General features: G+C 50.4%; 13 protein-coding genes and 1 pseudogene. 5 read left to right on the top strand and 9 right to left on the bottom strand.

What is annotated here, in order from left to right; all coding sequences use genetic code 11:
• Together DWY76_RS13410 and DWY76_RS13405 are read right to left on the bottom strand one after the other, a co-directional pair.
• Window positions 1-281 (bottom strand): MobA/MobL family protein (locus tag DWY76_RS13410; protein ID WP_165852643.1); only part of this gene is annotated, 281 nt, incomplete at its 3' end.
• 269 nt (window positions 282-550) lie between these two features.
• Complete coding sequence (locus tag DWY76_RS13405; protein WP_055191833.1) at window positions 551-874, bottom strand: DUF3847 domain-containing protein; 324 nt, start codon at window positions 872-874, stop codon at window positions 551-553.
• An 80-nt stretch (window positions 875-954) separates the two neighbouring features.
• Here DWY76_RS13405 and DWY76_RS13400 point away from each other — a divergent pair, with 80 nt between their 5' ends.
• The 5 genes from DWY76_RS13400 to DWY76_RS13380 all read left to right on the top strand — a co-directional run bounded on the left by DWY76_RS13400 (window position 955) and on the right by DWY76_RS13380 (window position 3,648).
• The gene (locus DWY76_RS13400) at window positions 955-1,494 is read left to right on the top strand and encodes a sigma-70 family RNA polymerase sigma factor (RefSeq protein ID WP_223383315.1); all 540 of its coding nucleotides are present in this window, start codon (window positions 955-957) and stop codon (window positions 1,492-1,494) included.
• Complete coding sequence (locus DWY76_RS13395) at window positions 1,487-2,182, top strand: DUF4367 domain-containing protein (RefSeq protein WP_005924698.1); 696 nt, start codon at window positions 1,487-1,489, stop codon at window positions 2,180-2,182. The genes DWY76_RS13400 and DWY76_RS13395 overlap by 8 nt, the downstream gene beginning before the upstream one ends.
• A gap of 171 nt (window positions 2,183-2,353) precedes the next feature.
• Entirely contained in the window at window positions 2,354-2,740 is a 387-nt protein-coding gene (locus tag DWY76_RS13390) for a hypothetical protein (RefSeq protein ID WP_223383317.1), read from the top strand.
• Between the two features lie 156 nt (window positions 2,741-2,896).
• Window positions 2,897-3,289 (top strand): hypothetical protein, encoded by a 393-nt coding sequence (locus tag DWY76_RS13385; RefSeq protein WP_223383318.1) that lies wholly within the window; start codon window positions 2,897-2,899, stop codon window positions 3,287-3,289.
• Between the two features lie 11 nt (window positions 3,290-3,300).
• The gene (locus DWY76_RS13380; protein ID WP_243112056.1) at window positions 3,301-3,648 is read left to right on the top strand and encodes a hypothetical protein; all 348 of its coding nucleotides are present in this window, start codon (window positions 3,301-3,303) and stop codon (window positions 3,646-3,648) included.
• A 59-nt stretch (window positions 3,649-3,707) separates the two neighbouring features.
• Here DWY76_RS13380 and DWY76_RS13375 read toward each other — a convergent pair whose 3' ends face one another.
• The 7 genes and pseudogenes from DWY76_RS13375 to DWY76_RS13345 form a co-directional block, all read right to left on the bottom strand.
• Window positions 3,708-4,442, bottom strand: a complete 735-nt coding sequence (locus tag DWY76_RS13375; protein WP_120081578.1) for a DUF4366 domain-containing protein — start codon at window positions 4,440-4,442, stop codon at window positions 3,708-3,710.
• Complete coding sequence (locus DWY76_RS13370) at window positions 4,426-4,698, bottom strand: DUF4315 family protein (RefSeq protein WP_015536499.1); 273 nt, start codon at window positions 4,696-4,698, stop codon at window positions 4,426-4,428. The genes DWY76_RS13375 and DWY76_RS13370 overlap by 17 nt, the downstream gene beginning before the upstream one ends.
• Before the next feature lie 12 nt (window positions 4,699-4,710).
• Window positions 4,711-6,444 carry a C40 family peptidase gene (locus DWY76_RS13365; RefSeq protein WP_120081577.1) on the bottom strand — a complete coding sequence of 578 codons (1,734 nt, stop codon included), beginning with the start codon at window positions 6,442-6,444 and terminating at the stop codon, window positions 4,711-4,713.
• A complete protein-coding gene (locus tag DWY76_RS13360) occupies window positions 6,441-8,807 on the bottom strand; it encodes a VirB4-like conjugal transfer ATPase, CD1110 family (protein WP_120081576.1) in 2,367 nt (788 codons plus the stop codon). Before DWY76_RS13360 ends, DWY76_RS13365 begins: the two co-directional genes overlap by 4 nt.
• Window positions 8,782-9,144: a PrgI family protein gene (locus DWY76_RS13355; protein WP_044960449.1), complete on the bottom strand. Its 363-nt coding sequence runs from the start codon at window positions 9,142-9,144 to the stop codon at window positions 8,782-8,784. Before DWY76_RS13355 ends, DWY76_RS13360 begins: the two co-directional genes overlap by 26 nt.
• Window positions 9,145-9,156: 12 nt before the next feature.
• Window positions 9,157-10,023 (bottom strand): VirB6/TrbL-like conjugal transfer protein, CD1112 family, encoded by an 867-nt coding sequence (locus tag DWY76_RS13350; RefSeq protein WP_044960452.1) that lies wholly within the window; start codon window positions 10,021-10,023, stop codon window positions 9,157-9,159.
• Window positions 10,024-10,250: 227 nt separating this feature from the next.
• A pseudogene (locus DWY76_RS13345) lies at window positions 10,251-10,334 on the bottom strand (Maff2 family protein); the annotation flags it as partial.
• Between the last annotated feature and the right edge of the window lie 65 nt (window positions 10,335-10,399).

The raw sequence follows: 10,399 nt of genomic DNA, 5'->3' as shown, positions 1-10,399 counted from the left end.
ACCGGGAACGCCAGCACGATGCGCCGGGCAAGCTGGGAGTTCCACTGGTTCTCCACAGCTTCTACGGCGTTCCAGAGGGTCGCCCGGTCTGCATATCCGGGCGGCGCATAGGATGGCAGCATGATCTCAGCGTGGACAAGCTCTTTCTTCTTGTTGTAGAATTTTGTTCTCTGGTCGTACTCGCTGAACAGCCGTTCGCCGCTTTGGTAAGCGGCCCCGGCAACAGCGGACTGCCCTTGGCTGCGCTTGACGATGGTAATTTTGAAATGCGGACACGGAATAGGCATCACCCCCAAACAAAAAGACCGCCCAGCAAGATTGCTCTTGGTGAACGGTCTGGAATTGTATTCGGTTTTGCTCGCCGCCTTAGAACGGAGTGCCATGCGCTTCGATCTCAGGCGGGAGCCGCAAAAGGATAGCTGCAAAGCAGCGCAAGGAAAATGCAGTTTTCCTTGGGATGGAATCGGGCTGGCGCACAAACGCCAGCTTCGATTTCATCGAGCCGTCTGCAAAACCGCAATTTCACCGGAACGGTGTATAATTGCGCCCTTTATTCTAAAGGTTTTTGGACGTTGCTGCGTTCGTGAACATCATGCACCATCTTTGCAAGTGCCAGCACGACTTCAGGCTGGCGGAACGAGATTTTCAGCAGCTCCATCACCTGATCGTTGGTGAGTTCTTCCGGCGCAATCAGAAAACTTTCCAGCATTCCGGCACGGGTACACAGCCGATGCACACGGGCCTTGCGGGTCAGCTCCGGTATCTGGTGTTCCAGAATTTTCTCCCGGTGCTGGTAGTAGCGCAGCTGCTGTTCTGCTTTGGCTTTCTCGCTGCGGAGATAGGCGAGATCGGTTTTCGGTTGGGTCAATGGCATCACGCTCCTTTTCAAAAGTTGGTTGTATTCGACATTTTTATTGGTTCGTGGTACACTACACACAATCAATGTGAATAGAGGTGACTGCGTTGCTTGCGTTATATCTAAGTGTGCTTGATGATCGAAACTTTGAAGAAGATTTTACCGAGGTGTACAATACATACAAACGGCTGGTTTACCATACCGCTTACAAAATCATGGATGATTCGTATCTGGCAGAGGATGTGCTACAAGAGGTATTTTTGTACGTTGCAAAAAATTTTTCTAAAATTCATCGAGAAAACTGTCACGAACTCGCTGCTTATCTCGTTAGTTGTAGTAGAAGCCGTGCATATGATATGCTTCGCAAACAACGAGAAGAATTGCTGGAAGATGTCCCAAACGAACCAGATGCCGCTCCGGTGCCGGATGATGCAGCAGTTAGCACCGATAACATTGAACGTCTAACAGAACTGATTGGCCAAATGAAACCGATGTACCGTGATCCGCTACGCCTTTTGGCAATGGGATATACAAACCGTGAGATTGCAAAATCGCTGGGATTAACGGATGAAGTGGTACGAACACGGCTCTTTCGAGGACGAAAACTATTATGGAAGGAGATGAACAGCCATGAGTGAGCGGACAGACATTTCATTTGATGCGGCTTTGATGATGGCACTTCGTGCAGATGCGCAAAGAGAACTGGATTCGCTTCCAACGCCAAAGCAGTTTGAGGAAATCTACCCAGATACGTCCCAATGGGACGAACGAATGACAGAGGCCTTAAAGAAGAAAAAGCACCACCCAGTGTTGAAACGAGTACTAATTGCGGCATTGACACTCGTAATGCTGACGGTTGGTGCTCTTGCGGTCAGCGCTGATTTCCGCAGGGCAGTCTATACGATGATTCAAAAATTTCTGCCCATTGAGATGCAGCTGACTTATCAGGTGGATGGCGAACCGCTGGAGTGGCTCCCGGATGGATACAGCGACCATTATGTGCCGAACGGCTTTGAAATGGACGATGTGCAGAAATTTGAGCGAGCAGAAAACTTTTTACATGTTTACTCGTCAAAAGAAACAGAGGAAAGCTACACAGTCCGTTGCTCAATTATCCAGCCAGGGCAGCAGTCCCTGTTTGATAATGAGCATACAGTGTACGAAACCGTAAAGGTCGGAGAAGCAGATGGTGTACTTGGAACCAGTACGGATGAACATGGAAAGAATGTTTATACTCTAAGTTGGGAACATCGGGGGATTACACATACCGTTATGGGAAACATTCCATACGATGAGATTATGAAAATTGCGGAAGGTATCCGTTAAGAAAGCTGGACACTTGTGAGAGTTCACAAATGTCTGGCTTTCTTTTTGTCTGAACTTACAAAGATGGAAAATTTGAAAAATTTTCTCCTGAAAATTGAAACGAAGCGAATGCGAATTGCGTTGATTATACAAAGGCTCTTGATGGGAGCAAAAAAACGGAGGTGTATGTCTATGTCGAAAAAGCGTTTGTTGTCCATTGTTGTTTCAGCGGTGATTCTCTTGAGCTTTGCCTGCACCGCAATGGCCGCTGAAAAGTCTGAACGGTATGTAGGCGATAGTACGGTCAACGGATCTATTTACCAAACATACTATCAGGTTGATGCCCAGACTCGAACTGGAGTAAAGAAAATCAGCGTTTCAGGCGTTCTCTATGAAAAGGGGACAATTGGAACATGGCAAAAAGTAAGTAGCTGCTCAAACAGCAGCACGACCTCAACCTGCATGGTGAGCAGTAGCTTTAACACTAAGCCCGGAAAATCTTATAGGCTTGAGTATTCTGCGACCTTTAGCTATTCCGATGGACGGAGCGAAACCATTACCGGAAGTACCAGTAGATAAGTGGAGTTTGTTATATATTTCAGCAAGTTAGAAAGGTGTGAGGTAATTATAAAGGCGAGACCAACGCGAGTTATCCGATACCTAGCTATAGTCGCACTGTGCTTGCTTTTGGGCTTTATGCTTGGAAGAAAAAGCAAATATGAAAAACGAGATTATTTGAAACAATTCAAAATTGGAAAAGCAACATACTCTGAATCGTTGATATATGAGGCTTATGGCGGATTGCAAAATGATGGGATAATGTTAGCGGTATACTACGATGTGGATGCAGCCAAAATTATTCATCAACTCGATTCATGGGAGAAAATTAATGATTCTCCAACCATATCTTCTATATTAAAAAATGTGTCGTCATATTTTGGATTAGATTTTGTGATTCCTGAAATTGCAAGTGGAAATTTTTTTCTTTATGATAATAGTCAGCATAAGGAACTACGCTCGGAAGCCGAAATGAATACATTGCTTTTACATTCTGAAGATGTGAATTTTAGTCTCGTTGTCTGGGATGATGAGAAGCACACAATTTATATAGTAGAGTACAGAATTTAAGGAGGTTCGTTATGAAGAGGTTCGTATCATTAATTCTTTCAGTGTGTTTTTTGTTTTCGATAAATACTGTGTCTTATGCTGCTAACATAAGCAGCCGTAAAGCTAGCAATCCTGTTATTCAAAGCATGAATGATAAGTATCATGTTGATTTTTCGGGAATGTCGATAGATGAATTAAATAAGTTTATCGATAAGATGAAAGATGAAGATCAAACACGCGCATCTGGAAATTTGTTAAATAATACACAGCTTGCATGGTTGGCAGCTGCGCAAATTGCACGGGATAAGGGATATGAATGTGCGGCTCTTATGGTTGAATGGCAACCGATGGCTTTTCTGCCACGATCAATTTTGCGATAAGAATCCCTCCAATCTGTTTCGGATTGCAATATGTAAGGCGGCAAACGCCGCCAATAGAATTATTCTTCTGCCGTATCCTCCTCACCGGCTTCTTCCGGTTCATCCTCTACAGGGATTTCAAAATTGCCCTTGTCCTCGGTGTAGTTTGCATCGGGGTCAAAGGCTTCTTTTTCTGCCTGCTTTTTCTGCTTCTGCTTCATAAAGGTGTAAATGCCACCGCCAGCAACCAAACCGACCAGTGCCAGTACGCCTAAGAACGTAGCAGCATACTTCGTAACTTTGTTGCCACCAGTCTGTTCAGAACCGGATGCCGCCGCTTCTTCCGCAGCCTTTTTCGCATCCTCCTCGGCCTGTTTGTGCTCCTGTTCTGCCTGCGCCGCCGCTTCTTTTTCAGCGGTGTAGGCATCGGCATCTTCATCTTCCATCAGGGAAAGAAGGTCGGCTTCGTCCACAAGATTCATGAAATGAACGGTGTTTTCCCCCTTGTCGTTGCGGTCGATGACCAGATAGAATGTGTTGCCAGACTTCGACACCAGCGTGATGAACTGCTGGCCAGAGCCATCCGAATAACTGGTGTGGTAATCGTCCACCATCGTCAGATTGCCCTCCGGGGTCAGAGCACCGGTTTCCTCATCGGTCACGGTGACCACATCTTCTTCATCGGTGGTAGAAGTCAGGACGGGCTGTTCCACTTCCTCCACAGGCTCACCGCCATAGGCAAAAGCAGGAGCCGCCATGCCAGCGCACAGTGCCACCGACAACATCAGGGCACAGAACTTATTCATCATCTTCATTATCAGATTCCTCCTTGTTGAACGTAGCACCGACTGCGGACAGCGCAGCCGGGGTCGGGGTGGAAGTTGCAGACTGGCGCAGCAGGGCGGCAAGCTGTTCCGGCGTGACCTTGGCGGTGCGCACCATCTCGTTGACCTCGGCAGCTTCTGCTTCCTGAATCCGCCGCTCAAGGCTTTCAATGCGAGTGTTGATCTTAATGCGACGCTCCCTTTCCTTTTCCAGAGAAGCGCGCAGTTTATCGAGTTTTTCGCTCATTTCTTCCTCCAATCATTTTGAAAGCCGTCCAAAACCGGACAGGTATTTCTGCCAGTAGGACGAGTGAATATCAGCATACTTTATGGGGTCTCCGGCAGACACCATCTTGCCGTTTCCAAGGTAGATGCCCACATGACTTTTCCCCGGCGTATCATACGTTCCTTCAAAGAAAACAAGGTCGCCGGGCTTTGCTTCGGCTTCGGAAATGTGCTGGCTCTTGTTCCACAGACCGTTGGCGGTGGTGCGCCCCACATTGTAGCCGTTCTGGTTGTAGACCCAGCAAACGTAGCCGGAGCAATCAAACCCGGTTTCCGGGGTAGAACCGCCCCAGACGTAGGGCGTGCCCACATACTTTTGCGCCTCCTTGTAGATAGCGGCAAACTCGCTGTCCGTCAGGGCTTCTGCCGGAACCTGATAGTCGATGCCGGGTGTGCCGGAGCCATCGGTGCCACCGGGCGGCAGACCGCCGTTGAACAGATAAGGCCGACCACCCAGCGTATCCTGAAAGATCTCATAGCGTTTCCACTGGTCGTTGTCCAGTTCCTCCCGGACAACCACTTCCAGCCCTTTATTCACCAATTTGGTGTGGAAGATGCGGTACTCATAGGGCACCTGCGTAGGGACTGGGATTCCTGCCGGACTGATGACCCAGACGGTCTTATACCGTATCTGCACCTCCACCCATGTGGTCAGCTTGTACTGCTTTTTGAAGGTCTCCTTCAACTTGCCCTGCACCTCTGACCGGGTGTAATCGTCATAGAGAGTCGTGAGAAAAGAGGTCAACTGCCATGGGTCATGCTCGATGGGGTCAAGGTGATACTGGTACTCGTTGTAGCCGGGGTGGTCGGTGGGGGTGCGCTTGATCTTTTTGTCCAGCTCCTTTTCCAGCTTCTTGTAGTCGGTTTCGGCTCCCCGGATGTCCCGGTCCTCTGCGGTGTAAATGGTCTGACCGGATACCTGCGTGGTGCCTGAAAACAGAATGGAACAGGACGAAAATGCCGACATGACCAGCAGCAAGAGCAAAAGAAAAACGCCCACGATCAAAAGAACGTGCGCGTTGCTTTTTGCAAAATTGGCAATGCCGTTGACTGCGGTACTGACCACCGATTTTCCTTTGTCGATGACCTGTTCCATGCCAGACTTCGCAGCAGTGGTGCCATTGGATACCGCTTTGCCGCCTGCGGTCTGTGCCGCTGTACCCGAATGGGCGGCGGCATAGTGACTTTTACGGATTTCTTGCCGCTGTTTCCAGCGTGAAAGCCAGTTGGAACTGCCCTCGCCGGTGCCGGATGCGCCTGCATCTTGTGCCGCAGGCGGCTTCTGCACGGAAGATTTTGCGGTTCGGGCCCCTTTCTTGCCCTGCATCTTGGCTTTCTTTTTCAGCTTTCTGGCGTAACGGCTCTTGGAAATATCGTGGGTAGTCTCGGCAGCTTTTTCGCCCTCGCTTAAAGCCTGCGTGCCCACATTATCGTCCTCGTACTGGTCAACCTCCCGATGCACCGCAGACCGGGCGGCAGCAGCGGCATACATAGCACGTTTCTGCTGCTTTGTCATGCGGGATGCTTCATCCGGGGTGATCTCGGCTTTGCCAAAACGCAGGTGCTGCGCCCTTTCCGCAACCTTATCTGCATCGGTTTTCAGCTTTTTCTTTCTGGGCACCGACTGCTCCACCTTGGGTTTCTTCGGGGGAGAACGGGTCTTTTTTGCGGACGATTCCTCTTTGATGATCAGTTTCGGTTCACTCATTTCTGTGCGCCCTCCGAGATCTCGTTGAGCTTGGTCGTGAGGATGCGGTAGAGTTCAAGGTCTTTCGGGAAGTGGTCAACAAAGGGCAGGATCACGTTACCGAAAAACAGCAGCCCTTCACCTTCGCCGGAGTGGGTAACGTAGGAAAGCTGATGCGGGCTGATATTGAGCTGCTTTGCGAGGATTTGCCGATCACCGTTCGCCTGATTGAGCATATAAACGAAGTCCGAATTCTCAAAAATATTTGATACTTCGGGACTTGCCAGCAGATCTTTGACGTTCTGCGTTAGGGCTGTCGGGATGCCGCCCCACTTACGAAAACGCTTCCAAATTTCAACGCTGTACGCCGCAGTCTGTTCCTCTTTCAGCAAAAGGTGGAACTCGTCTGCATAGTACCGGGTGGATTTTCCGGCACTGCGGTTGGCTGTCACACGCCCCCACACGGCATCCTGCACGATGAGCATACCCAGCTTTTTGAGCTGCTTGCCCAGCTGCTTGATGTCAAAGCAGACGATGCGGTTATTGATATCTACGTTGGTGTGGTGATTGAAAATGTTCAAACTGCCCTTGACGTAGATTTCCAGCGCAGCCGCCACATGGCGGGCTTCCGGTTCGTCTTGCGTCAACAGTGCATTGTAGAGGTCTTCCAGCAGCGGCATATTTTCCGGGATGGGGTTCTCGAAATACTTGCGGTAGACCACATGGACGCAGCGGTCAATGACCGTCTTTTCCACCGGCTGCAAGCCCTCTTTGCCGCCGACCACCAGTTCGCACAGGGACAGCACAAAGTCGGCTTTCAAAGCCAACGGGTTGTCCTCCTCCGAGTAGTTGCTGTTGATGTCCATCGGGTTGATATACTGGGTGCTGGCAGGGCTGATGTGGATGACCTGCCCATGCAGACGCTCCACCAGCGGAGCGTACTCACATTCCGGGTCACAGATGATGATATCATCGTCCGTCACGAGGAACGCATTACAGATCTCACGCTTTGCGCTGAAGGATTTACCGGAACCGGGAGTGCCCAAAATCAGACCGTTGGGGTTCTTCAGCTTTTTGCGGTCAACCATAATCAGGTTGTTGGACAGGGCGTTCAAGCCATAATACAGGCTTTCCTCGCCATTGTCGAACAACTCCTGTGTGGTAAACGGTACAAAGATTGCCGTGCTGCTGGTGGTCAGACCGCACTGGATCTCGATTTGGCAGTCTGCCAGCGGCAACGAGGACATAAGCCCCTGCTCCTGCTGAAAATCAAGGCGGCACAGTTCGCAGTTGTGCTTCTGGGCAATGCTGACCGCCTGAAACACGTTGGTTTCCAGTTCCTGCTCGGTTTTCCCGGTGTTCAGCACCAGAAAAGTAACAAGAAACATACGCTCGTTTTGCGACTGCAATTCTTTCAGCAGGGCTTTTGCATCCCGCCCATAAGTCGCCAAGTCTGACGGCAACACGTCCATATCATATCCGGCGCGGACGGCTTTCTTCTGCTCTTCGATTTTGCTGCGGTCAAGTTCGGTAATGGTGTGCTTGATGGTTTTGATGGCCTTGTTCTGGTCAACGGACTGGATGTGCATGGTAACGATTTGGCTGGAATCCATGTCCAGAAAATCCTTCAGCAACTGGTCGCTCAAGTCAGAAGCCGTGATATTCAGAAAGCTGACCGCTCCGAAGATGCCGCCCATCTGAAAGGTGCGGCTGTTCTTAAACGCCAGCGCAGTGGGGGCAATGGCATCCTTTACGGACAGACCACTGGGCACAAGGTCTTTCCAGTTGAAGTGGAACTTGTTGGCTCCATCCATGTTCAACATCCCGTGCATCAGCCGCAGACGTTCCGTACCGTCCAGCGGCTTTGCCAGAACGCCAAGCCGGTGGAAATTGTTCATCAGGTCGTTCTGGATGTGCTCCAGCCGAGGTTTGACCTGCGCCATGCTGTCGCCCTCGATGCCGTAGGTCAGAAACTTCGTTTTGGTCAGACCGTTGTTGCCCTTGGAAAGCTGCTGCCGCAACATCTGGCTGTACTCGGCTCGCACATCATCAAAGCCATCCTGCTGGTACGGGATGCGGATGGACTTCTCGAAGTCTGCCGAATCGGTGGCGGTATTCACGAAAGACAGTTCAAAGTGGATAGAGCTGTCGAAAAAGTTGAGAAAAGAGCACCATTCCTCAAAGATGGCGGTCTTGTCCTCCTGCTGCGCCAACTGATAGTTGATATCCTGATACTGGATGGTGCGGGTGTAGTAGCCGGGACGGACACGGCAGGTACCGTCCTCAAACATCCGCTGGAACGGAATGCTCTCCTGTGCCGTGCGGGGCACCGTGGACTTGGGCGGCTTCCTGCCGTCCTTATTCTTTTTCAGAAACGGAATCATGGGCGTCATCTCCCTTCACAAGCAGTGCATAGTAATTGCGGGTCTGGTACGGACGCACCTTCGGGCGAACAAAGCGCGCCTGAAAGTAGTACCGCAGGATCTTTTCAGCCGGCTGACCGTTCTTCTGATACATGGCCAGAAAGAACATGGGCAGCATGACCGCCATCATGCCGAGGGTAGCACCGGAATTGCCAGCGGTGTCCCGCAGAACAAAAAACAGCGGCACCCCTACGACTGCCGCTGCACCAAAACAGATAAGCTGCCGGGCGGTCAGGTTGAAGGCTACTTTGGACTTCACCTTGCTGAAATCGCGCGGCACGGAAATATAAGCTGCCAAAATTCCACCTCCTTAGTGTGCGCCCAGAATGCTTCGGGCGACGGAACCAGTCTTGAACAGCGTAAAGCATAGCAGCACCGTGTACCCCACGATGCTCCAGATCGAGTTGATGGCATCCCCGGATATGGCAACATTCTGAAGCAGAACGGCATAGATCGCCACGCAGATCAGGATCAGGAAGCCCTGAAATCCCAGCGCAAACAGAGAACGGAGATAGTTCTGTCCAACATGGGATTGCTCGTGGTTGCCCCATGTTGCCATGGGCACTGGAGCCAGACTGACCATCATGTAGATTTCAATCATTCTTCCGTAGACGATGACGAAAATCACGATGGACAGGATGCGCATGGTGATACCGATGAAGAAGGACTGCAAGAACAGTCCGAACAAGGGTCCTACGTCCATCTGCATCATGCTGGATTGCAACATGGAAAGCCCGATGTCGTTCACCCGTGTGTTGCCGCTGATGATGCCGCTGGAATTTGCCACCACCTGCTGCGTCACATCGAACACCGCCATGATGATGTCAAACGTATTCGAGATCATCCAGACCGAAATGGCAGTTTTGAAGATCCATTTCATCAGCAGCGCAGGTTCAAATTGTGCCATGTTGTTATGCTGGGTGATCATCTCAATCAATTCATAACAGGCAATGAAGGTCAAAATCACGCCTGCAATGGGCAGCACCACATTTCGAGAGAGGGCTTCAATCATGGCAAAAACTCTCGGTTCAAAACTGGATGGTTTGGTGCCGACCTGTTGTGCGATGTTGCCCACTTGGGTGTTCACATCATCAAACAAGCCGGAAAGATTGGACATGATCGCCGCTGTCAGCAGCGACTTGATCCAATCTGAGATCGCTTTGAGAACTGTTTCCACTCAGCGCCACCACCTATCAAGAAAAATGGTTGATAAGGGTCTTGAGCAGGTTGAGCAGAAAAATAAGGTGAGTCAGAATCTGCATAATAGCACCGTCCTTTCAGAATAAAGGTGAATATTCGATTTGCAATGCGTTTCCTCTTGTGATAAGAATCCGTTTGCCACGGAGGGGCTGGAAACACTTGCAAGTAAATATGTACGGGGCGGCAGACGCCGCCCGGAAAAGATTAGCCGAACAGACCGCTCAGCAGGGGGATCAGGGTGATGCCAATCAGGGCAACACCGCCGCCAGCCATGAGCTGTTTCATCCCCAATTAGGTGTAAAAACTCTGCTCGATGGCGGGCGGCGGCGTACAAAAAATCTATATGGTGTTGT

Origin of the sequence: Faecalibacterium sp. AF27-11BH (assembly GCF_003603005.1) — a bacterium.
Classification (GTDB): Bacteria; Bacillota; Clostridia; order Oscillospirales; family Ruminococcaceae; genus Faecalibacterium; species Faecalibacterium taiwanense.
The sequence above is the reverse complement of the archived record's forward strand: the minus strand, read 5'-3'. Positions and strand labels throughout refer to the sequence as shown.